Origin of the sequence: Flavivirga rizhaonensis (genome assembly GCF_004791695.1) — a bacterium.
In the GTDB taxonomy this organism is placed as follows: Bacteria; Bacteroidota; Bacteroidia; order Flavobacteriales; family Flavobacteriaceae; genus Flavivirga; species Flavivirga rizhaonensis.
In genome coordinates, this window is record NZ_SRSO01000024.1 from 57,681 (window position 1) to 81,869 (window position 24,189).

Annotated in this window: 17 protein-coding genes; 6 read left to right on the top strand and 11 right to left on the bottom strand. The window is 32.0% G+C overall.

The features are described 5' to 3' along the window. Positions 1-519: 519 nt before the first annotated feature. The 5 genes from EM932_RS15785 to EM932_RS15805 all read right to left on the bottom strand — a co-directional run bounded on the left by EM932_RS15785 (position 520) and on the right by EM932_RS15805 (position 9,751). A complete protein-coding gene (locus EM932_RS15785; RefSeq protein ID WP_211344299.1) occupies positions 520-1,701 on the bottom strand; it encodes a TlpA disulfide reductase family protein in 1,182 nt (393 codons plus the stop codon). Positions 1,702-1,779: 78 nt separating this feature from the next. Next, positions 1,780-3,162 carry a TlpA family protein disulfide reductase gene (locus EM932_RS15790; RefSeq protein ID WP_135878170.1) on the bottom strand — a complete coding sequence of 461 codons (1,383 nt, stop codon included), beginning with the start codon at positions 3,160-3,162 and terminating at the stop codon, positions 1,780-1,782. A gap of 203 nt (positions 3,163-3,365) precedes the next feature. Next, on the bottom strand, positions 3,366-4,760 hold the full coding sequence (locus EM932_RS15795) for a RagB/SusD family nutrient uptake outer membrane protein (protein WP_135878171.1): 1,395 nt from the start codon (positions 4,758-4,760) through the stop codon (positions 3,366-3,368). 4 nt (positions 4,761-4,764) lie between these two features. Then, positions 4,765-8,427 (bottom strand): SusC/RagA family TonB-linked outer membrane protein, encoded by a 3,663-nt coding sequence (locus EM932_RS15800; RefSeq protein ID WP_211344300.1) that lies wholly within the window; start codon positions 8,425-8,427, stop codon positions 4,765-4,767. Between the two features lie 154 nt (positions 8,428-8,581). Beyond that, the gene (locus EM932_RS15805; RefSeq protein ID WP_135878173.1) at positions 8,582-9,751 is read right to left on the bottom strand and encodes a FecR family protein; all 1,170 of its coding nucleotides are present in this window, start codon (positions 9,749-9,751) and stop codon (positions 8,582-8,584) included. 118 nt (positions 9,752-9,869) lie between these two features. Between EM932_RS15805 and EM932_RS15810 the strand changes: the two genes are divergently transcribed. After that, complete coding sequence (locus tag EM932_RS15810) at positions 9,870-10,460, top strand: RNA polymerase sigma factor (RefSeq protein ID WP_135878174.1); 591 nt, start codon at positions 9,870-9,872, stop codon at positions 10,458-10,460. 59 nt (positions 10,461-10,519) lie between these two features. Here EM932_RS15810 and der read toward each other — a convergent pair whose 3' ends face one another. After that, complete coding sequence (der, locus tag EM932_RS15815) at positions 10,520-11,824, bottom strand: ribosome biogenesis GTPase Der (protein ID WP_135878175.1); 1,305 nt, start codon at positions 11,822-11,824, stop codon at positions 10,520-10,522. Positions 11,825-11,995: 171 nt separating this feature from the next. Between der and EM932_RS15820 the strand changes: the two genes are divergently transcribed. Continuing rightward, on the top strand, positions 11,996-12,508 hold the full coding sequence (locus EM932_RS15820; RefSeq protein WP_135878176.1) for a GTP-binding protein: 513 nt from the start codon (positions 11,996-11,998) through the stop codon (positions 12,506-12,508). A gap of 271 nt (positions 12,509-12,779) precedes the next feature. On the opposite strand, the gene era is transcribed toward EM932_RS15820, so the two are convergent. The 4 genes from era to EM932_RS15840 form a co-directional block, all read right to left on the bottom strand. Next, on the bottom strand, positions 12,780-13,661 hold the full coding sequence (gene era / locus EM932_RS15825; RefSeq protein WP_135878177.1) for a GTPase Era: 882 nt from the start codon (positions 13,659-13,661) through the stop codon (positions 12,780-12,782). Positions 13,662-13,819: 158 nt separating this feature from the next. Beyond that, a complete protein-coding gene (locus EM932_RS15830; RefSeq protein WP_135878178.1) occupies positions 13,820-14,548 on the bottom strand; it encodes an FKBP-type peptidyl-prolyl cis-trans isomerase in 729 nt (242 codons plus the stop codon). Between the two features lie 172 nt (positions 14,549-14,720). Further along, positions 14,721-15,389, bottom strand: coding sequence for a bifunctional 4-hydroxy-2-oxoglutarate aldolase/2-dehydro-3-deoxy-phosphogluconate aldolase (locus EM932_RS15835; protein WP_135878179.1), 669 nt, complete (start codon positions 15,387-15,389; stop codon positions 14,721-14,723). Positions 15,390-15,452: 63 nt separating this feature from the next. Further along, positions 15,453-16,493, bottom strand: coding sequence for a sugar kinase (locus EM932_RS15840; RefSeq protein ID WP_135878180.1), 1,041 nt, complete (start codon positions 16,491-16,493; stop codon positions 15,453-15,455). 155 nt (positions 16,494-16,648) lie between these two features. Between EM932_RS15840 and EM932_RS15845 the strand changes: the two genes are divergently transcribed. Then, positions 16,649-17,680 (top strand): LacI family DNA-binding transcriptional regulator, encoded by a 1,032-nt coding sequence (locus EM932_RS15845; protein ID WP_135878181.1) that lies wholly within the window; start codon positions 16,649-16,651, stop codon positions 17,678-17,680. Between the two features lie 451 nt (positions 17,681-18,131). Here EM932_RS15845 and EM932_RS15850 read toward each other — a convergent pair whose 3' ends face one another. Continuing rightward, positions 18,132-20,552 carry an aminotransferase class I/II-fold pyridoxal phosphate-dependent enzyme gene (locus EM932_RS15850; protein WP_135878182.1) on the bottom strand — a complete coding sequence of 807 codons (2,421 nt, stop codon included), beginning with the start codon at positions 20,550-20,552 and terminating at the stop codon, positions 18,132-18,134. Between the two features lie 534 nt (positions 20,553-21,086). On the opposite strand from EM932_RS15850, the gene EM932_RS15855 reads away from it, so the two are divergent. The 3 genes from EM932_RS15855 (at position 21,087) to EM932_RS15865 (ending at position 23,158) form a co-directional block, all read left to right on the top strand. Beyond that, the gene (locus EM932_RS15855) at positions 21,087-21,494 is read left to right on the top strand and encodes a DUF7793 family protein (RefSeq protein ID WP_246041109.1); all 408 of its coding nucleotides are present in this window, start codon (positions 21,087-21,089) and stop codon (positions 21,492-21,494) included. 174 nt (positions 21,495-21,668) lie between these two features. Next, a complete protein-coding gene (locus EM932_RS15860) occupies positions 21,669-22,052 on the top strand; it encodes a DUF7793 family protein (protein WP_135878184.1) in 384 nt (127 codons plus the stop codon). 116 nt (positions 22,053-22,168) lie between these two features. Further along, positions 22,169-23,158, top strand: coding sequence for a helix-turn-helix domain-containing protein (locus EM932_RS15865; RefSeq protein WP_135878185.1), 990 nt, complete (start codon positions 22,169-22,171; stop codon positions 23,156-23,158). Positions 23,159-24,189: the final 1,031 nt, after the last annotated feature.

A 24,189-nucleotide genomic window follows, 5' to 3' on the forward strand; every position in this document is an offset into this window, starting at 1 on the left:
TTAGGCAAAAATAGACGCGGTGGTGACAATAGAGGTAATAGAAGTGATCTTTTAGAAGCTATTATTTTAACAAACTCGATTTAATTTTTTTATAAAAAATAATATTAAGTCAATGATTTTTAAGTGTTTGCCATTTCGACAGAGCGAAATATAAGCCTTTCGACTTTAGTTTATGCTGAGCGTAGTCGAAGTACTCAAGATAAACTTTCGAGAAATCTCATAAGGATGGGATTCCTCCTCTATAGCTACGCTATATACGTTCAAGTAAAATATATTTTACTCTCCGTAGCATTCGGAATGACATAGTTTCTTTATTAAAATATTTAAACGACTGACTATCCGTTTTTAACATGTCGAACTCACGTTATTTTAAGTAATGGAATGTGGTAATTACCGCCGAGGATTTTCTGGAGACTTTGGTTATTGTGGTACTAATGAAATCGCAATTATAAACATACCATCTAAAGCTAAAAGTTTGTCAGTAGATACATAATCTATAATAATCTCTTCTGTTGATTTTTAGTTTTTAAATATTTTGATCAAAATATTTTCTAAATCGTCGTTGGCAATATTTTTTTCTATAAGATTACCTTCTGGATCGACCATGAATACAGCAGGAAAGCCTTGCACTCCATATTTTATGACTGCGGAATTCTCTTTAAAAGCATTTTTATCTATAACTTGAGGCCACGTTTGTTGATGTTTTTTAATGACTCCTAACCATTTCTTGGCATTCTTATCTCCATGTATGCCTATAATTTCCAGGCCTTGATCTTTATATTTAGCATACGTTTTCTTTAACTTTGGTATTTTAGCAATACAAGGACCACAGTAATAGGCCCAAAAATCAATAAGTACATATTTGCCTTTAAAGCCTGATAAAGAGATTATTTCTCCACTTGGGTTTTCTAGAGAGAAGTCAGGCGCTTTATCTCCTATTTTCAAACCGACAATAGATGTATACCTTGCCCGTGTTGATTTATATAAAGGAACTTCTTTTAAGCTTTTTAACTCTTCCAAAATGTTGTTAATCTCGGGCACTTCAAAAGATCCATCAAATAGTTTTGGACCATATTCATTTAAAAGTACATGAAGACTTATAACCGACTCTTTATTTTTTAGTGCATATTGCTTTTTGAATTCTTTTTCAAGGCTTAACCAAACTGCTTTTAAACTATCATTTTTAAATTTCTTTTGCTTTATCAAAGCAGAATCAGGTTCTTTACTAAACAACGCATCATAATAATCATTATCTGCTACTTGTAGCTTTTTCTGCAATGTTTTACTGTTTTCAAAAAAGTCTCTGTAGAGTTTAAGATACTCTTTATATTCTGAAGTTTTTGGAGAACCAGCCGCATTATAGTCTAAATTATTAAAAGCAGGTAAACGTACTGGTTTAAAGTCTAAAGGTAGCTCTACACTAAGATTTATATTTTTTGCCTCGTTAAAAAAGTTAAAAGTATATTTTATAGTATCTCCTTCATAAAAAATTATTGAAGCAAATGCTGGGTGCTCTATCTTTCCTTCAAATACAAATTCACCATTTCTCATTTGTGTAGTTTGCGTTTTTTCAGGCCTGCCTCTTTCATCAATTGCTTGATGTAATTCAACTTCAATATTTTTAAAATCATACCTATTAATAGTTCCTTTTATAGAAAACGTATTATCTTCTTTTATTTTATTATCTGACTTGCAACTCATTAAAGTCAAAAAGAAAAATACGGGAATAGTGACTAAGATTATTTTTATTAATTTTCTCAATAGCATATCAATACGAGTTTAAATATCTAAACTATTTAATAGCGTTATAAATTTTTTATCAGAAGGTCTTGGTGCATTGGAGCTAATGATCTCACCTTCTGTTCCAATTAGTATAAATCTAGGGATACCCCCAACATTATAGCTTTTCATAAAATCAGCACTTAAACTCTTATCTGCGAACAGTTGGATACCTGTAAGTGCTTTATCTTTTACAAATTTTTTCCATTTTTCAAAATCCTTTTTACTATCTACTGAAATACTTACAAATTCAATATTTTTATCATGGTATTGTTCTTCTATTTTTTTTAGAGCTGGTATTTCTTGAATACAAGGCAGACACCAAGTTGCCCATATATCTATATATACATATTTCCCTTTTAAGTCATCTAAAGAAGTTGTTCCTTCTTTATAGTTTTCATAGTTCTCAAATTTTGGAGAGGGTTGCCCTGACGCTGTAGTGACAGTTTCGTTATAAATTTCTATAATTTGATTTTTTTTATCCTCATTTGTTGCTATAGAAAGAAAATCGTTCTTTATTACATTCAATTTATCGGCGCTTATAGAAGAACCTAACATGGCGTTCATTGTCATTTTATATGCCACTTCATCCTTAATGTATTTATTAGAAATCGCTTTAATAAGTTTTAATTTTATATTATACAAATCTGTTACACTATCTTTTTTCTTAGCCTCTTTAGCTTTATTAGAAATTTGAGTTAAAACTAATTGTCTGTAACGAGATGTATAATGAAAATCTTCTTCGTTATTTATATCAAGATTAATTATTTCATCTTGGTATTTTTTTGGCAACTGAAAACTTTTGTTATCATCTAATTGCCTATTTTTATAACTATTAAACTCATTAAGTCGCATATAATTTAGTCGTCTTCTTTCTGCTATTTTAAATGCTTTTGGCAGATTAAATTCTTCTAGTTTAGTAACTAAAGCTTGGTATAAATTCTCTATAGCAGTATACGTTTTTTGGGGTTCGACACTCGTCTTATTTTCTTTGCTGTATTTATTAACAATAGTATATTTATGTAATAGGTAATTTGATTCTTTAGCAGTGTTGCCAGAATATTTGATTGCACTCAATAAGTCTTGATTACTAATTTCTACATGTAAATTGGCTCCTGGATACAAATAAATACCAGTCGTACCATTAGAGTTCGCTAATTTATACTCAACTGGTCTTTCCAACTTAATGGTGTCTTTAAAACTACCATCATCTTCAATTTTCAAAGGACCCAATACGTAATCTTTGAACAACAGTAAGTCACCTTCATAATCGATTGTTTTACCAGATAGTATAGCATAATCTACTTTCTCAGCCGGTATATTTGGTTTGCATGATGTTATAAATATTACAACTATCAAAACTAGAATACGTATTATCTTCATAAGATTTTTTTAATGGATAATTGGTGAATAAAAAATTTAAGATTTAGAGACTGTCTGAAAAGTGGTTAATCTTGTCATTCAGAGCAACGCGAAGAATCTTATTTCACTCATAATCAGAGTCATATATTTTAAAGAGATTCTTCATTCCATTCAGAATGACACTTTTTAGACAGCCTCTTTTTTTCAGCTAAATGATATTACAACTATTCCCTAGGGTTTTGGGAAATTTGCCCATTACTGGTTTGAATCACATTTTCACTTAGAGGCACTGCCCAATTAATACTATTAGGCGTAAAGGTTACACTTCCTCTAGTTAATGATATTCCTGCATTTTCAATAGCATTTAAGCGTTTTATATCAAAAAAACGTTCGCCGGTTACATGAAATTCTCGTCTTCTTTCGTCTATAATGTGTGCGATAGCTTCGGCATCGTTTGCAGCAGTCAATATATGACTTCCATTTGCTACAAAAAGTGCATCAAAACGTTTAGAACGAAATTCGTTAACAACCTCCATAGCCTCACTGGCATTACCAGTTCTTGCCAAACATTCCGCCTTAATTAAGAACAGCTTAGGCACAGCAACTCCCATTTCATAAAAGGAAAAGGCTGGAACAAAATATTTCCCTGTGGTGGCATCTTGCCTCACTAAAAGAAACCTTAAATCATTATCAGTATCGCTCATTGCAACTAATTCATCAGAATAATCTGAAAATGTTATATCTTGAAAGGTATTGTTATCAAAAATAGATACTACAGAACTAGCGCCTTTGTACAGTAAACTCTCAGAATTTTCGATAGTAAACGGAAGACTATTAAAAGGTCCCAAATCAGTATTATAATCCAATAGTGTATTATTAAGGCTTAAAGCTTCATCAACATTTAAAAGTGCATCAGCATAATTACCCATGTGCAACTGTACATCTGCTAATAAACCATAAGCACTGCCTTTAGAAGGCCTATCTCTTGTAGTAATAGCCTCTGGCAAAAAAGTGATGGCATCATTTAAATCTTGTAAAATAAGATTATATACCTCGTTAACAGAACTTCTATTTATAGGTACACTATCATCTGAAAACACCTTTAAAATGGGAACTCCAGAACCTGGCTGGTCGGCCTCTGGTAAGCCATAATGAGGTCCATAAATATTAACCAATTGAAAATAACTATAAGCCCTATGTACTTTGGCCTCTCCTATGTATTGCTCTTTTAGAGGATTTGTGGTATCGAGATTTTCTAACACCTCTAAGATATGATTTGCAGTACCTATAGTCATATAATATGAGTTCCATAAATTGTCCGGAATATTAGGTGTATAAAATACAGGCCTTAAATTGTAGATATTAGCTATAAAAACTTCGTCACGTTCACTCTCTGATAACAACAATTTATCCTCTCCAATTTCTATATTATCGCTTATTAAACTTGGGATCGTATTGTTTTGTATAAGGGACAATCTTTGGGCATCACTTAATAAAAGATCAACGTCTTCTAAACTGGTTGCAATAGCATTTCCTCTTGGTTCTATATCTACATAGTCATCGCAAGCTTGCAGATTCAATAATAGGATTCCTAAAATTATATATATTATTTTTTTCATCTTTTTAAAAATTTAAATTTACACCTAGCACTACAGTCACAGGAATCTGAATTCCTGGTCTAAATGCACCTTGAAAATCATCTGTATCTGAAAATTCTGATGTTGAAAACGGTATAGACTCTGGATCCACATCTACATCATTAGCTTTCCAAATTAGCCCCAGATTTCTAGCCTGTAGCGTAAAGTTGACTGCATTTAAACCAACTCTTTTTATAACATCACTATTTAAAGAGTACCCTAGAGTAATGTCTCTTAAACGTACAAAAGCAGCATCTTGGATATTGTAATTAGAGAGTGTGAAGAATTCTTCTCTCTTAAAGCCTCTTTCATCAAAATCTCTTGGTAATGCTGGTATATTGGTTGTTAACTCATCACCTGGTGCTTCCCAAGCATTCGCTACGTCTTTATGAAATATACCAGTTTTATTTGGATACTTTTGTAACAATGATTCTTGAAATACATGTCCGAATTTAAATGAAGCCAAGAATGATAGTGAGAAGTTTTTATACTCAAATGTGTTTCGAAACCCTCCAAAGCCAGGTGCTATAAATGGTTTGGTCTTTACCAAGGCATCTATTGATGGGTAATCTTCTTGATACCCAATAACATCACCATTTTCATTTAATACTTGAGGGTTACCTTGGTCGTCTAAGCCTGCCCATTGGTATCGATACTCGGCACTGATATCTTCACCTATAATTTGCTGCGTACCAAATCTTCCTACGTCTTCAATTAAATCGGTGGGATTTCCTTCATCATTGGATACGAATGATAATACCTTGTTTTTATTATATGATATATTAAAATTGGCATTCCATTTTAACGGAGTATCTCTTAAAATATCTAAGTTTAAACTTAACTCTACACCTTTGTTTGATATAGAACCTTCATTCCTAAATATAGCTCCCGATTGTCCAAAAGTAGGGTTGATATTAAAAGGGCTTAATAAATTTTCGGATAATCGGTCATAAACATCTAATGTTCCTTGTATTCTACTATCAAACAAACCAAAATCCAGTCCTATATTTTTTGTGATGGTTTCTTCAAAAGTAAGGTTAGGGTTTCCAGAACTAGAAATGTTTGCATAATTTTGATTATTTATAAAGTTATTATTTCTAAATGCGATAATCACTGCCGTAGACAAACCTCGTCGTAAATTACCATTTACACCATAAGATCCTCTCAATTTTAAATTATTCACCCAATTTACCTTAAAAAATTGCTCATTGGTAATATTCCATGAACCACCAGCTGCCCACAATAAAGGCTTACTTAGTCTTTTATTGATACCAAATGCTGTTGTTTGATCAATTTTACCCGATAAGCTGATATTATATTTGCTATCATAACTATAGGATACATTACCAAAAGAAGAAATGGCTCTACTTTTCACTTCTGGTTGAAAAGCATTGTTATTACTTATCGTTGAAAAAGGTCGTAAATAATAAAAATCAGTTGGACCAAACACAAGATCAGACGATATAGCCGAAAGTCCTGTTCTATCATTATATCCATAATAAGTACGTCTTGAAAGATCAAATGTGTTTTCTGAAACCTCCATACCAGCTAATGCTGCTACGCTATGTTTTTCAGCAAAAGTTTTATGAAACTTAAGAGATCCTCTTATAATACTATTAATATTATTAGTTACTGAGTTTTCTAAAGTACCTCCATAAGGAAGAGCTCTGGTTACCGTATTGTTACCATTCTCAATTGCACTCAATACATAATTATTATTGTTTATTCTTGTTTCAAATAGACTAACATCTTTATTATTGTTTATCTTATCTGTTACACTATTGTATTGGTACTTTAAGTCTGCAGTCAACCAATCAGTAACTTTATAATTAATCCCTGCTGCTAATCTTAGATTGAAACTTTTAGTCTCATTATCTCGAATACTTTGATCTAGTACGGGGTTATATGAAGGATCATCGAAACCAAGTGCTATAAATTCATCTTGAAATTGTGGATAGAGATTTCTAGTGTTTATAGTGTTTCCGCTACTATCTACCAACTGGTCATAAATTTTTATTGAACTACCACCAGAACTAAGTAGAGATGCCACACCTATACCATTATCATTCGTTTCCGAATTAGTAATGGACGCATCAATTACAACACTTACTTTTCTATTCAATTTTATATCTGTAGTTAGACTTAAATTTAACCTTCGAAATTCATCACCTAAATCTGGTCTATCTTCGTCTACATGTGTTGCTGTGAAACTATATGAAGCGTCGGTAGAGCCACCTCTTATACTTAAAGAGTTCTCACGAATAAACCCTGGACTTAATAAGTATTTTTCAAAATCATCTAATACATTTCTTTCACCCAATTGTGCAAGTCTAGCATCACGTTCTGCCTCAGATATACCACCATTTGGGTTGTAAAAATCTGCCCAAATCTGTTCAAAAGGATCTAACAATGCAAATGTCCTATTTCTATTAAAAGGATTAGGAGATGAAAATACATTGGTAGCTGTATTAAAAAATGAATTCAATTCATATTCATTATTATAAATCTTAATAGTTTCTTCTGCATTTGCAAGTCCTAAACCACTTAAATCTTGTTTTGTACCGATAGTTATATTAGATGAAAATGTAATAGTAGGCTTTACGGCATATTTAAAGCCTCTTTTGGTAGTTATAACCAATACTCCATTAGAAGCTCTAATACCCCATAACGTTGTTGCTGCTGCATCTCTAAGCACATCAATAGTTTCTATGGTTTGTGGATCTATATCGTTTAATGGTCCTTCATAAGGAAATCCATCTAAAACAATTAATGGCTGTCTATTTAGTGAATTTTGGCTTTGAATTTGACCACTTCGACTATCAGCAATATCAAAAGTACTGATTCCTCTTAATACCAATTCAAATTGGCGTTGCCCACCTCCATTAGTCACTGAATTTAGGTTTAGTCCTGGAGACAAACCTTCTAGTCTATCTATTAAGTTTATCGCTTTTTGTCTGTTAATATCCTTTTTTGTGATTTTTGAAGAGGCTGCGGTGGATTGCTCTTGATTGGTTGATGTATAACCGGTTAATACAACCTCATCTAGCTTATTTATGTTTTCTTTAAGTGTAATATTATATTCTTTTTGCTGCTCACTTGTTATTTTTTGAGAAAACTCTTCAAAACCAATAAAAGAAGCATGTAGGATAAGCCCTTTAGAAACTTCGATTTTAAACCTACCATCAAAATCTGTCTGCGTGCCTCTAATCAAAAAATCAGAATCAGAGGAATTAGAATCAGAGGAAACATAAACACTTGCCCCAGCAATAGGGTTTCCTAACGCATCAGATACTGTACCTGTAACCGTAAAGGTATTTTTCTGATAGGCGTCTAATACTCTAGTGTCTTTTCGTTTAACAACTACTGTATTGTTAGCAAACTCATAAGTACAACCAATGGGATTTAAGGCTCTTTTTAAAAGTAAGTTTGATTTAATCTTACCTCTTTTTAATGCTATAGATGGAGCATCTTTAACCATCTCTACGTCATAAACAAACAGATAATCAGTTTGCGCGTTAATGAGTTTAAAAACTTCTTCTAGAGAGATTGTTTTATCCACATCAATGGTTATTTTTTCATTTTGTGAAAACCCTGTTTTAGGATTTAAACTAAACACGATGGTACAAAACAAGAAAACAAATGTCCTCATAATTGTTTTGAGTAGCCACTTATCTAAAAAGAAAGTAGCTTTTTTTAAGTTAAATTTCATAAATTTACGATTGGATTAGTTAGTATTTATTTTAATTAATTCTAAGTATTAGGGATTAAACTTTTACTTTGGTCGGTGCTAGTTTTTTCCCTTTTTATTTTATAACAACTGTTTTATTTTCCACTTCAAAAACAACTCTACCTGTTTTTTCAATATTAATGAGTAACTCCTCTACATTACTCGTTCTTTTTAAAACCCCAGAAAATACAAGATTTCTTTTTGAATCGTTTTCATAAACCACTTCTAAGTCATACCATCTAGAAAGTGTTTCTAGCATATCGTTAAGAGAGGCTTTATCAAAACTAAAAAATCCATTTTTCCAAGCTATTTCATTTGCAATATCGACGGTGTTAATTGTAATACCTTGGTTATTTTGCGTTACAACTGACTGTTGACCTGGTTCTAAAATAGCATTAAAACCATCTTTATTAATAGCTACTTGACCTTCAACAAGTGTTGTAGCAATAAAGTCATCATTTTTATAAGCCTTTATGTTAAATTCTGTTCCCAGAACTTCAATTTCTTGACTTTTTGTTAAAACCTTAAATGCCGATCCTTCATGATTTTTGCTTGAAGACACATCAAAATAGGCTTCACCATATAGCAATTCTACATGTCGAAGAGCTCCTGCAATAAATTGCACAGGATATTTAATTTTGGAATCTGAATTTAGCCAGACCTTTGTTCCATCTGATAATTGCACAAAAAACTCTCCTCCTCTTGGAATCACTAAATAATTGTAAACAATCTCACCGGCATTTTTATCTTTTAGGCTATTATAGGTTATTTCTTTGCCATTACTAACCAAATTTTGAGTTTGATAACTAGAGTTATTTTCTAATAAAACATCTGTACCATCTTCTAAAATCAAAATAGCCTTGTTTGTTCCTGTTGATATGGTATTATTTACTATGATAGATTCAGTGTTGTGACTATCTGAATACGTTGTGTTATTTTTTAAGAAATATACTGTTGTAAGCATCCCTAATAATATAACTGCTGCTGCATACTTGTATATACTTTGAGTTTTTAGCTTATAAAAAAGTGATTTTTCTTTTCTTATTGTAGCTAACAATTGCTCAATTATTTTGTCTGTTTCCGGGTTGTTCATATTATAGTTAATGGCATAGTGTATACTTACATAGTCCTTAAATAACAGCCTGTTTTCTGGAGTTTCAATCCAATCAGAAAGTATATCTAAGTCTTTAGATGTTGCTGAATTCGATATGTATTTAACTATTATATTTTCAATTTCTGAAGTCATTCTTTTAAAGTGATTGTATATTAATTACAAAGCAGAATTTAATTACCCCTACGTTTTGTAAACTTTTTTTTAATTTTATTTTTTATAATATTTACAATATTATTAACACAATTAATTAATGTCTATTTCACATAAAGATAACAAAGCATTTATAGAATATCTTACAAAAGGAAGAGAAGAAGCCTATGTATATTTAGTAACCACATACAATAAACCCCTTTTTATTTATGCTTTAAGCCTTACTAAAGATTCAGCCGATGCCCAAGATATCGTTCAAAATGTATTTTTAACTATTTGGAAATACAGAAAACGTATTAATACCTTTCATTCTATTAAAAATTTTTTATACAAGACTACGTATCATGAATTTATCAATCATTATAATAAAAAGAAAGCTATTTCAAAATTGGAACAAACTTACATAGAAGCTCTTGATGAAACTGTTGATAATGATAACACTGAATCATTAGAACGTAAAATTAAAATTGTAAAGAAAGGTATTAAACAATTGCCTAAAAGATGCAAAGAAACATTCTTATTGAGCAAAAAAGAAGGGCTTACCAATATTGAAATTGCGGAATATATGAATGTTTCTGTAAAAACCGTAGAAGTGCAACTTACAAAAGCGTATCACTTACTACGCAAACTTGTTGGCAACGAACTAAAAAGTATATTATTTTTATTATTTGGTGTACCAGTAAGGGAGTAAGCTAAACTTTTGCATAGCACTACTTTGAGGTTAAAGCTTAATATAAAAACCTATAAATACTATTTTTTTCTCATGTATACACTAATAGGAACCCCGGTAAAATCAAAATGTTCGCGAAGTTTATTTTCTAAGAAACGTTTATAAGGATCTTTTACATATTGCGGTAAATTACAGAAAAAAGCAAACTGTGGTTGCGGCGTTGGCAATTGCATGATGTATTTAATCTTTACAAATTTCGCCTTATAAGCTGGTGGTGGGTAGCTTTCTATAATCGGAAGTAAAACATCATTAAGCTGACTTGTCTTTATTTTTTTAGAACGGTTTTTATAAACTTCAACAGCCGTTTCTATCGCTTTGAAAATACGTTGTTTAGATAATACTGAAATAAATATAATTGGCACATCTATAAAAGGCTCTATTTGTTTTCTGATAGCCTTTTCATATGCTTTCATTGATTTATGGTCTTTCTCTACCAAATCCCATTTGTTAACCAAAATAACAATGCCTTTCCTGTTACGTTCTGCTAACCAAAATATATTTTGAACCTGACCATCAAATCCTCGTGTTGCGTCTAATACTAAAAGACACACATCGGCATGCTCAATAGCTCTAACACTACGCATTACCGAGTAAAACTCTAAATCTTCTTTTACTTTGGCTTTTCTACGTATTCCCGCTGTGTCAACTAAGTTGAACTCAAAACCAAAACGGTTATATTTTGTATCAATAGAATCTCTAGTTGTACCTGCAATATCCGTTACGATGTACCTGTCTTCACCTATCAACGCATTAATAAATGATGATTTTCCAGCATTAGGACGCCCCACCACCGCAAAACGTGGTAACTCTTCTTCTACGACTTCTTCTTTTTCTGGCAAGGCTTCAACTAAAGCATCTAACAAATCACCTGTACCACTTCCATTTATACTAGCAATGTTATAATACTCCCCTAATCCTAACGAATAAAACTCTACTGCATCTTCAGATCGTTTGGCATTATCAACTTTATTAACGACTAAAAATACTGGCTTACTTACTTTTCTAAGTAAATTAGCGACGTCTTCGTCCATACCTGTAACGCCATTTTCAACATCTACCATAAAAATAATAGCATCTGCCTCATCAATGGCTAACTCAACTTGTTTATCAATTTCAGCTTCAAAAACATCATCACTTCCCAATACATAACCACCAGTATCTATGAGAGAAAACTCTTTTCCATTCCAATCACTTTTACCATAATGACGGTCTCTTGTAACACCACTCACTGCATCAACTATAGCTTCTCTTCGTTGAATTAAACGATTAAAAAAAGTTGATTTCCCTACATTTGGTCTTCCTACTATAGCTACTATATTGCTCATAATCTATAAAATGATATACAACAGCCTAAGGCTGATTTATTTATATTCCTCTTTTGAAATATTTTGCAAAAATAGGAAATATAGTCTACTCAAAGTGTTTTTATAAAGATTAAAACTATTTATGTTTTATAGAAAAAAATAGTAATTTACTGTACTTAAAAAACTAAAGACATGCCAATAGATAATGATATTGCTTTAAGACCTCGTTTTAAACTAGAACTTAGTAGAAATAACCAATCTATTTTAGAAGATTTTGAAGTTCTAAAATCTAAGCAATCTGATTTTATTGTTACACGACTGGACAATCATGTCTTCATAAAATTCCCTAAAGAAAGACAGCATTTCTGGTCCCCTCAACTCCATCTGGAAATTGATGAGATTGACAATAATTCTAGTTTACTTCATGGACTATTTGGGCCTAATCCTACAGTTTGGACCATGTTTATGTTTTTTCATTTTATAGTCGCTGGCTTATTTATAGCTTTTGGGATATGGGCTTATACCAATTCGTCTCTAGATAAAAGTTATGCCATACAAGTTAGTTTAATGCTTTTAATGGTAATCATTTGGGTTGTTTTATACTTTGCGGGAAGTATTGGAAAAGCTTCTAGTAAAAACGAAATGCGTGCATTACATGACTTTATGAACCGTGTTATTGAAATTGAAAAAGCACCTCAATCTTAAAAATTGAAGTGCTTAACCAACTAACTATAACATTACTAGGTTTTGTATTTAAGGACGAGGAACGAGGAGGAATCTCATCATGGTGGGATGTCTCGTCGCTCATGCTTCGCTCCGTCGACATGACAAACAGCTATATTTCATTGGATTATATAAGATGTTTTTAATAAAGTTTACGTCGAAACTCACATTATTCAGTTCTTATTAAAGCCCAAATATTATAATAGTATTTAAATTTAATGTTATCCTATTAAGAAGAAAGTATTAGGATTTTCTATTGATTGTAACCAAAACGTTTCAGTTGATTTTGATTGCTTCTCCAATTTTTATTTACTTTAACATAGAGTTCTAAATGGATTTGCTTGCCAAAGAATTTTTCTAAATCTTTTCTAGCCTCTACGCCTACACGTTTTAAAGCACTCCCTTTATGACCAATAATTATCCCTTTTTGAGTATCGCGTTCTACCATTATGACAGAACGTATTCTTATAATGTTTTCTTCCTCTAAAAATTCTTCAGTATCAACTTCAACAGCATAAGGGATTTCTTTTTTATAATGAAGCAGAATTTTTTCTCTTATACTTTCATTTATAAAAAAACGCTCAGGTTTATCTGTTAATTGATCTTTTGGATAAAATGGTGGGGATTTTGGAAGTAATTCTATAATTCTATCAAATACTTCTTTAACCTGAAAGCCTTCAAGTGCAGAAATTGGTATAATCTCAGCATTAGGGACTTTTTCTGCCCAAAGCTGTACTTGAGTTTCTAATTGTTCTTGATTTGACGTATCAATTTTATTTAAAAGTAATAATACAGGAATTTTTGAGCTTGTGATTTTTTTAAAGAATGCTTCATCCTTGAGTGCTTGTTCACCAATTTCTACCATATAAATTAATACATCGGCATCTTCAAAAGCAGATTTAACAAATCCCATCATGGATTCCTGTAACTCGTAAGCCGGTTTTATAATTCCTGGTGTATCACTAAATAATACTTGAAAATCATCACCATTTACAATACCTAAAATCCTATGACGCGTGGTTTGCGCTTTAGATGTTATAATAGACAGCTTCTCTCCTACAAAGGCATTCATCAATGTAGACTTACCTACATTAGGGTTACCAATAATATTTACAAAACCTGCTTTGTGACTCATATATTCTTTATTTTACTCATGCAAAGTTACAATGTTTGAATTTTATCACACTATCAATACTTAAATACTTATAAAACAAAAAACAGGAAGCAGATGCTTCCTGTTTTTTGCCCTAGGCAAAAGCCTCGGAGAATTCTTTTCGATTAAATAATTTTAAATTACTTAACTATTTCTATTAGTTCTACTTCAAATATTAAAGCATCAAACGGTTTAATAACACCTCCCTGACGTGGAAAAGCTCCGTATGCTAAATCTTGTGGAATGAAAAATTTATATTTAGAACCAACTTTCATAAGTTGTAGACCTTCTATCCATCCTGGTATCACTTGGTTAACTCCAAATTCTGATGGTTTACCTCTATCTACAGAACTATCAAATACAGTTCCATCAATTCTGGTTCCATGATAATGCACTTTAACTTTTGATGTTGCTTGTGGGGTTTCTCCACTTCCTTCTTTTAAAACAATATATTGTAAACCACTATCTGTGGTTTCAACACCATCTTTAGATATATTTTCAGCTAAAAACTTTTCGCTTTCTATTTTATTATCTCCAAATTGCTCTTCAGCTTTTTTAAGCGCTTCTTCTTGCTGCTTTTTCATCTCTTCTTGTTGCTTTTTTTGGAAATAAGTTTGAATAGTAACATTAATTTTATCTTGTTCTATTAAAATATTTGTTGAGTCAGCCCCATTTTTAAGCCCTTGAACAAAAAGATCTATATTAACCTCCTCAAAACCTGATCTTACTTGATACCCATTACTTAACCCGATAGCATAACTTACTGAGTCTATTTGTGTTTTTAAAGGTAAATTTGTAACACCACTCTTGTTACATGAAATTGCAAGTAGAGCAATCATTGCTAGATTTAAAAACTTTATTGTCTTCATCTTTTAATTTTTAGTTAATAATGTCGTATTTATAATTTATGATTATAAACATGACATTTAGTTATTTTTCAATTGATGCCAAAAGTAACAAATTTACACGCATAAAAAAAAGAAAAACCTCCCTGAATACAGCAAGGTTTTTTGCCATGTAGAATAAGCAATATTCTTATAATTACTTTCTAACTTCTTTAATAAGCTCAATAGAGAACCCTACCTGCTCTTTTATTTTGGCATAATCAAACTGACCATTAGCATCTTTAGCCATTAATTTAGACCCCATTCCAACACAGGTAACTCCAGCGTTAAACCAAGCTTCCAGGTTCTCTTTTGTTGGAGACACCCCACCGGTTGGCATAATACTTGTCCAGGGTTGTGGTCCTTTAATACCTTTTACAAATTGTGGTCCGTAAATATCTCCAGGGAATAATTTAACAATTTCACAGCCTAATTCTTCTGCTCTGGCTATTTCTGTTAGGGTTCCACAACCGGGAGACCATAAAACTTTTCTCCTATTGCAAGCGATAGCTATATCTTCTCTTAAAACCGGTGTTACAATAAAGTTTGCTCCTAAAGCCATAAACCTAGAGGCTGCCGCAGCATCAGTTACTGAACCAACGCCTAGTACCATACCTGGTAATTCTTTAATTGCATATTTTATTAATTCACCAAAAACTTCATGAGCAAAATCACCTCGGGCTGTAAACTCAAGCAGCCTAGCACCACCATCGTAACAAGCCTTTAATACTTTTTTACTTGCTTCTATATCGCTATTATAAAACAAAGGAACCAACCCTGTGCTTTTCATAATTTCTGCAACTTCTATTCTTGTAAATTGTGCCATATTATGTTTATTTTTTGTTTTGTTGAGGTGTTTAACAAATAAACATCTCAACATATTAATTTATTATCTAGCAACTCTTCCAGAAGCATCACCACCCATAAGTTTTTTTACTTCATCAATGGAAGAAAGGTTAGCATCCCCTTTAATTGTATGTTTCAAACAAGAAGCTGCGACAGCAAAATTTAATGCTTTTTGATCATCTCCTTCATATTCTATCAAACCATAGATTAATCCTCCCATAAAAGAATCTCCTCCTCCTACTCTATCTACAATGTCTGTAATTTGATATTGAGGTGATTCATATAATGTTTCACCATCATATAAAACGCCAGCCCAAGTATTATGTGAAGCTGATATGGATCCTCTTAGCGTAGTGATCACTTTTTTAGCACGCGGGAATTTTTTTAACATTTGATCACAAACCGATAAAAATGCTTCGCCTTTAACGTGTTCTCCTTGAGTTGTTATATCCAATCCTTCAGGTTTAATTCCAAAATGCTTCTCAGCATCCTCTTCATTTCCTAAAATGATATCACAATAAGATGTTAACTCCGTCATTATTTTTTCACGATCCCCTCCATATTTCCAAAGTTTCTGACGGTAATTTAAATCTGTTGAAATAGTTAGACCCAGTTTACTTGCTGCTTTTACTGCTTCTAAACAAACATCGGCAGAACTCTGAGAAATAGCTGGGGTTATCCCTGTCCAGTGAAACCAATCTGCTCCATCAAAAACCTCTTCCCAATTCACCATTCCCGGTTGAATTTCTGCCATAGCAGAATGAGCACGATCATACACTACTTTAGATCCTCTGTTAACGGCTCCCGTTTCTAAAAAATAAATACCCAAGCGGTCTCCGCCCCAAACAATTTTGTCTGTTCCAACACCTCTCTTACGCATTTCCATCATAGCACATTCACCGATATCATTTTTTGGTAAACGTGTTATAAAATCCACAGGAACTCCATAATTTGCTAAAGATACAGCAACGTTAGATTCTCCTCCACCATATATAACATCAAATGATGTTGATTGTGAAAATCTTAAAAATCCATGGGGAGCTAATCTTAACATAATTTCTCCAAAAGTGACTACTTTTTTCATTTTTTCTTATTTAAATGTTTAGTTTATATTAATGCTTAAACGTTTAATCAATTTTTAAAAATAAAACCAAAAATGCACTATATTAAAATTACATTTTTGATTATAAATCTAAAACGCTATATTTGCTTAAACGTTTAAGCAAATATATAAAAAAATTGAACATCAAAAAGAAAACAACCATAAAAGATATTGCTAACGTTTTAAATATTTCTCCTGCTGCTGTTTCTAAGGCTTTGCATGATGACTCTCGTATAAGTGAAAAGACTAAAAGGGCTGTAAAGCAAGTTGCTAAAAACCTAAACTACCAACCAAATCATCTTGCCAGTGCATTACGTAAAGGAAAAAGTCATTTAGTTGGCGTTATAGTTCCTAGAACTAATAGTAATTTTTTTTCTTCTGTGATTCAAAACATCGAAGAGGAATTAGATAAAGAAGGCTACAATATCATCATAACTCAATCTAATGAGTCTTATAAAAAAGAATGCCGCAATATTGACACCCTTTTGTTTACCCAGGTAGACGGTATTATAGCTTCTATGGCCAATGAAACGATTGATTTGGATTATTATGAAAAAATTAAATCTAAGGGTATTCCTTTGATTTTATTCGATCGTGGAGAAAATGATTTAAATGTAGATTATATTGGTATTAATGATTACGAAAGCAGTCATTTGATTGTTGATCATTTAGTACAGCAAGGTTGTAAACGAATTGCTCATATTGGTGGTTATAAACATACACGAATTTTTAATAATAGAATAAGAGGTTATATTGATGCTCTGAAAAAACATAATCTTCCTATCGAAGATGAACTTTTAATTGAAAGCAATCTAACTACTGAAGATGGTAGAAAGAAAATGACTCAGTTATTGGCTTTAAAGAACAGACCAGATGCCGTTTATGCCGCAGGTGATTATGCTGCTTTGGGAGCACAACAAGTGTTAAATGAACAGGATATTAAGATGCCCCATGATATTGCTTTAGTAGGTTTTGGCAATGAACCCTTTACTGCCATGGTTACGCCTTCTATTACAAGTATAAATCAACATAGCACTGAAATTGGAAAGCAGGCAGCTAAAACGTTTTTAGAACACGCTAAAAAAACCACTATTAAACAACAACTGAATAAGATAATACTGGATGCTGAATTAATTGTTAGAGATTCTTCAAACCTTAAGCATATTTAGCCGTATATAATACCACAAAACCTCCAGAAGAGAGGCACTTAGAACCATCTTTTGAACAGGTCATAGGATTATAATATTTGGTACTTATTAAGAAATGACCATCAGGCAAGCCCCGACCCTTCGTAAGAATAAAGAACAAAAGCTTCGAAACTCAGGAGCGTAGTATTGGGTGAGGCATTGAAGCGACGTCGAAGTTTTGTGCTTGGTTCTTCTCGAGCCTAAAGCAAGAGAAGAAATTCCTATCGAAGGGGCGTCTTTTCTTTTGTTACTTTTCTTTGGACGCGCAAAGAAAAGTAAATAATGAATCTTTTTTTAAGATGTGAGTACACCGTAGCTGCTAATAGGCAGACAAATAAATTCTCAAAAAAAGCTTCTCGATACTAAATTCTTCCAGAATTTCGAAGTGACATCTTCGACTCTTAAAACAAAATTCACGTTAATTATTAGCAAACTAATTCGTTTCCATAACCCCCATTAACTCCATAGAATAGTTATCTTTTGCTTGTATATAGGCTACTTTAGGAATAATAGTCGCTCCTACTTTTTTCTTTTCAAAAGAAGCAGTCATACCAAAATCTATCTTTTTAAACTTAAGTTTTGTAGCTCGTTTAATTGTCTGATACAATAGTTGTCTATAAACTTGATGCTCATCAGTATAATTGTAATCCATACCAATAAAAGCTGGTGTATAAGTCGCTCCTAAATTTTTGTAACAAAACATAACACCTACTGGTATATGTGATTTTCCTTTATTAAACTCCTCTTTTAAATAAATTGCTATGAACTCCCAATTTGGATGTTGAGCCATCATTGTAAATAGCTTTTTTGGTAAAGGAAACATGTTTAAAGCGAGATTATGCTTATTTACGTTATTATACAATTCGTAAAATTGGTCTATCTGTGTGTCATTAGGGCTTACATTATGTACAATATTAAAACGTTCTTCATAAGGCAGGATGTCTTTTTTAAAGTGTTTTCTAGAACGTGTGGATAATGACTCAGGGTACTCATCCATGGTCTTCCAATAAAGATCAAGGATTTGACACGAATCTGGCATTACTGTCTTAATAAAGCCTTGTTGATGGAACAATTGACTAAGTTCTTCATCGTTTTCAAAGTCTCTCAACACTAACCAGTTTGAATTAAATTCCAATTCCAGTTCTTCAATTTTATCCAACATCTGTTTCATAGCTAACTTCCAATAAGGATGCGATTTATCTAAATAGACATGTTCGCCTTCTGTGAATGGCGATCCCATTCCCAATACGTTGGAAGTAAGATAATAAGGGTCATTTTTTCGTGTTTCTTCTAATTTGATAGAGACAGAAACTGGTGCAAGCATATCTTCTTTCCAAAGTGCATATGTAAAAAATGTGGCCAATATGGGTATATGCGCTTCATCTCTAATAATAATATAGTGAAAGTCCCAATTATTTTCAGAGCGTTCATTTTTAGTAAAAACGTTTTCAAGAAAAAGTAGACCATCCCAATCAAAAACGCCTTTTTTTCCCATAAGTTTGTTCCATTCTATCTTATCGACATCTTGTATGGTCTTTACATATTGAACACTAAATTCATCAACAATCTTCTTTTTAGGTTTCTCATTTAAAATAGGTAATTTAAAAGCAATTCTTACTTTATCGGGAGTGGTATATGTATCCTCTAAGGCTTTCGGATAATGATAAACCATAGCATCTACTAAACTTTTAATTTCTTCTGCCTGATTATGTCTAGAAATAGTTACCCTAATTCCTGTATTCTTTACGGGTACAGCTGGAAATATTCCTAAATTCACAAAAAAACCTTCTTTCATCAATCTGTTCACAAGATTATACCCGGTAACTGGCATACCTGTACCGATATAGAATACTGGAGAATTGTTTTGTTCAACCAAAGGCAAATCCGTTTTTGATAATAACGTATTGAATAACGTTATACGCTCTAATAATTCATTTTGCAGCATATAAATTTCTGGAGAAAGATGAATATCGGCAGATGCAATTGCTGCTGCAACAGAAGCTGGTTCTAATTGGGCCGAAAAAGTTAAAGGGCCTCCAAAGGTTTTAATTTTATGATATCTTTTTTTATGAGTACATACAGCAACAGCTCCACTAGCTCCAAAAGTTTTACTAAGTGTTCCAAATAACAACACATTCTCTGGTAATTCGTCTAATTTACTAAGCACATAACCCGTTCCGTGTTTACCTGTCCAGCTCATTCCATGAACATCATCCAAATACAGATGCAATTGCGGATACTTATTACATAACTCCATGAGTTCATCTAAAGGCGCAACATCACCATACATGGAATAAACACCATCAGCCATATACCATATCTTCTTGTATTTAGAAGATAATTTTTTGATTTTATCTTCCAACATATCAAGATGACTGTGTCTAATCATCTCAATAGGCACACTTCGTGTTTTAAGCACATTTGCTGCACTTTGTACACTCCAGTGAACTTGATGATCTAAAATAATAGCATCACCATCTTCAACGACACTAGGAATAACCCCAAGATGTCCAAGCGTACTGTTTTTTGTAATAATAATAGGTGCATTGTACAATTGAGTAATCTTCTCTTCTAGCTTAGCATATAAAGGATTTGAAATATAGCTTTTAGAAAGTGGAAATTGCGTTCCATATTTATAAACACCATCCATGGCTGCTTTTTTTAAGCGTTCATCTTGTTCCAACCCCAAGTATCCCGTTGTTCCGAAATGAAAAAGATCTTTTTGTTTTACCCGTATCTTTCTACCCGTAAAACTATCGCCTTCAGCATATAAATGTAATACGCCCTGTTCTTTGGCGTCGGTAAATACTTCATTAACGGTATCGAGGAAATTATTATGCTTAATTTTTGCCATTTTAAATGTATTATGTAATTATTGAATATAAAAAAGGATGGTAAACCTATAGTAATAGGCGGATTTAGATTATAAAATCTACTATGCAAATAGTATAGTCTTTCATAAAGTTAAGAACCTAATCTCATTATTGCTCTAACGATTTAACAAAAAATCCCTTACAGACAAGTTTTTATCCTTTTGAGATAAGTTTCTATTAGGCAAAAAAAAATATTGAGAGCAAATACAGCAAATAAAAAAACCTTAAACTACCTGATAAACAAATGATTATAGAGACATTTAGAAATGCGTTTTTTTGCTCTAGTTAGAAATAAAAATATAAAATACAATTAACTTAAAAGTGTCTTTAAAGATTGAAAAGTACGGTTTTACCCCAGCTAGATTAAAATAATTGTAATTATATTTGTTTTGTCCTAACTTATTTTTGTCCTAATTTGTCTCGCATTATAATAAGACATATCTCACATTTAGAATTAATTAAGAATAGAATAAAACAACATAATTTATGTATATAGATAAGTAAGAATAAAAAATTTGAAAACCCTAAATTTTAAAACAATTTTGATAGACCATATAGAAAATGAGTACGCAAAGTTTTGGATTGAAAAAGACATTCTTCATTTTGTTTACAAAAATGGAATCTCTATAGATCAATCGGTAGCTATGAAAGTCGTAGAAGATAGACTTCTATTGCAACAAGGAAAAACACTTTCAATCCTTTGTGATATGAGAGGTGTTAAAAAAATAAACAAAAGCGCAAGAAATTATTTAGCACTGGAAGGCTCAATTTTAATTAAAGCTGTAGCTTTATTAGTTAATAATCCGTTGTCTAGTACAATATCAGGTTTTTATATTAAAACCAGTAATCCAGCCATCATAACTCAGGTATTTACTGATGAGAAAGAGGCGTTAAAATTCCTAAATAATCAGGTTGACATATAATTATGAACCGTTACAGATTTTACATGCGCTGCTTTTTCAAGTAAAATAATTTTGGGGGGTTCCTGTTTATACGATATTAAACCCCTCTAAATAATATTAAATCAATAAAAACAATGCTAATACATCTATTTAAATTTAATATAAAATTTTTAAAACCTCTCAATCTAAAATAGTATGCCAAACAATGTAAAAGAAAATGAATATGCAAAGTTTTGGATAGAAGAAAACATTCTATATACTATACACAAAAATGGAGTCTCCTTGGACGAAACTGCAGCCATGAAAATTGTAGAAGATAGACTCTCATTGCAACAAGGTAAATCATTTTTAATCTTTACTGATGTAAGAGGTATAAAAAGCACTGATAAAAGTGCGAGAAATTACTTTGCTATGGAAGGTTCTGTCTTGATTAAAGCGGTAGCTTTATTAGTGAACAGCCCATTAGAAAACACCCTGTCCCAATTTTTTATTAAAGCTAATAATCCAGCTTTTATGATTAAAACGTTTACCGAAAAAGAAGATACTTTAGAATTTCTTAATAACTATAATCTTAATTAATATGACCTTATAGAATTTTTGCTCCCTATGTTTTTTAAGTAAAATAATCTTTGATTTTTCTGATTAGACAAAATAATTTCCCCTTGAACATTAAATAAACCTATAAAGTAATATTCATGAACGATGATGAAACTAATAAAGAAAGAATAGAACAAATCCATACCATGCTTATGGAATTTGCCAGTGGGAATTTTGCATACAAAATTGAAAGATCCAACTTGGATGACGATATCGAAGCACTTACTGCATTGGTTAATATGACATTTGAAGAAATAAAAGCTTCTTTTCTTCATCAGGGCTACGTAAATCTAAACGAAACTTACAAACATTTGGTTCAAATGTTCTTTGTTTTAGACTCTAACGATACTATTGTTGCCTTTAATGCGCGTATAAAACAAATGCTACTTTTTGATGATGACGAATTACAAGAAAAAGCATTTTCTACTTTCTTAACACAAGATTCAAAATTAGCATGGAACGGCTTAAAGTCTAAGTTAGCTCTGACCAATCTGGATGCTCATGAGGAATTTATTATGCTATCTTTTAGAACCAAACAAAAGTTAATTTTAACAACAAATTGTCTAGTTAGTAAATTTATTGATCGGGTTAATAAATCGAAGAGAATTGTAGTCACATCTATAGAACTTATTAAAAACAGTACAGAAAGGGAAACTGAATTACGAAAAACTGTAAACTCCAGTAAAAACAAAACAGCCAATCTTACCAATATTACAGGTAAAAGCAAACCATTAAACCTAAGTTTTACTGATATTAGAAAAATCAGAAAAGTACATGATCACATTATAAATAACTTAGACAAACCACTTTCTCCATTAATAGAATTAGCACATACTTTTGGAACCAATGAATACAAGCTAAAGTATGGGTTTAAACAATTATACGGACAAACGGTATTTCGCTTTTTAATAAATGAACGATTAAGAAAAGCCAGTGTATTGATTCAGCATACAGATACTTCTATAAAAGAAGTTGCACATGTAACAGGGTTTATAAGTGCTCCTCACTTTTCTAAAGCTTTCAAGGAAAAATATGGGTATACGCCAAGGGATTTAAGAAAACGATCAAATAATGATGATTCTTTATAACATGAATTAGATTTAACAATGATTTTTGAAAAAAATGGTATCGAAAACCTGTCTGCAGACAGCTCAATGTCATTAAGTTAAGGGAATTTATTCTGTTTTGTCACATTGGGTATTATCAAAATATATTTTATATTGAAGATACCTAACGAAGCTTAACGAAATGCTATTAAAAACTATGGTTTAATAATGTCTTCGACTTTAGTTTATACTGAGCATAGCCGAAGTACTCAGACTGACATTTCAACCTTAACTTAATGACTATTGGCCAACAACCAAGGTGTACCTACAAATATTGACACTGAACAGTAATATAATAATATTAAAGAAAAGCCGCATCGTGATGATATGTTAATAGTATCTATCAGATAGAAACCCCTTTTGAATAGGTCGTTCCCTCCTAAATAAAGGATTATAAGATTTAAAAAAGGGTTTAAGAAATGACCATCAGGCAAGCCTTGACCCTTCGTAAGAGGTTCGAGCGTTAAAGAAACAGTCTGGTAGACTGTTTTAGCGAAGGAGCCAGATCGCGTAAGGGGAAAAGCTTCGAAACCCAGGAGCATAGCATTAGATGGTGCGTTGGCGCGACGTCGAAGTTTTGTGCTTGGTTTTTCTCTTCTCGAGCGTAAGCAAGAGAAGAAATTCCTATCGAAGGGGGCGTCTTTTCTTTTGTTACTTTTCTTTGGACGCGCAAAGAAAAGTAAATAATAAAATAACGTGAGCTCGATATATTAAAAATTAACAATCAGTTGTTTAATTGTTTTAATAAAGAAACTATGTTATTCCGAACGCTACGGAGAGTAAAATATATTTTACTTGAACGTATATAGCGTAGCTATTGAGGAGGAATCCCATCCTTATGAGATTTCTCGTCACTCATGCTTCGCTCTGTCGAAATGACAAACAATTGAAAATCATTTCTTTAATATTATTTTTCTAAAAAGAATTAAATCGAGTTTGTATGTTTAAAGTGTCATTCTAAAACCAGGAGGTATTATTAATTTGTTAGTGCAAAATTAACTTAAATAATACCA

Coding starts and splice junctions, on each gene's coding strand:
- EM932_RS15805 (WP_135878173.1), bottom strand. CDS start 9,751: ATGACTTCAGAAATTGAAAATATAATAGTTAAATACATATCGAATTCA.
- EM932_RS15830 (WP_135878178.1), bottom strand. CDS start 14,548: ATGAAGACAATAAAGTTTTTAAATCTAGCAATGATTGCTCTACTTGCA.
- EM932_RS15840 (WP_135878180.1), bottom strand. CDS start 16,493: ATGAAAAAAGTAGTCACTTTTGGAGAAATTATGTTAAGATTAGCTCCC.
- EM932_RS15820 (WP_135878176.1), top strand. CDS start 11,996: ATGCCAATAGATAATGATATTGCTTTAAGACCTCGTTTTAAACTAGAA.
- EM932_RS15835 (WP_135878179.1), bottom strand. CDS start 15,389: ATGGCACAATTTACAAGAATAGAAGTTGCAGAAATTATGAAAAGCACA.
- EM932_RS15860 (WP_135878184.1), top strand. CDS start 21,669: ATGCCAAACAATGTAAAAGAAAATGAATATGCAAAGTTTTGGATAGAA.
- EM932_RS15785 (WP_211344299.1), bottom strand. CDS start 1,701: ATGAGTTGCAAGTCAGATAATAAAATAAAAGAAGATAATACGTTTTCT.
- der (WP_135878175.1), bottom strand. CDS start 11,824: ATGAGCAATATAGTAGCTATAGTAGGAAGACCAAATGTAGGGAAATCA.
- EM932_RS15795 (WP_135878171.1), bottom strand. CDS start 4,760: ATGAAAAAAATAATATATATAATTTTAGGAATCCTATTATTGAATCTG.
- EM932_RS15790 (WP_135878170.1), bottom strand. CDS start 3,162: ATGAAGATAATACGTATTCTAGTTTTGATAGTTGTAATATTTATAACA.
- EM932_RS15810 (WP_135878174.1), top strand. CDS start 9,870: ATGTCTATTTCACATAAAGATAACAAAGCATTTATAGAATATCTTACA.
- era (WP_135878177.1), bottom strand. CDS start 13,661: ATGAGTCACAAAGCAGGTTTTGTAAATATTATTGGTAACCCTAATGTA.
- EM932_RS15800 (WP_211344300.1), bottom strand. CDS start 8,427: ATGAGGACATTTGTTTTCTTGTTTTGTACCATCGTGTTTAGTTTAAAT.
- EM932_RS15865 (WP_135878185.1), top strand. CDS start 22,169: ATGAACGATGATGAAACTAATAAAGAAAGAATAGAACAAATCCATACC.
- EM932_RS15850 (WP_135878182.1), bottom strand. CDS start 20,552: ATGGCAAAAATTAAGCATAATAATTTCCTCGATACCGTTAATGAAGTA.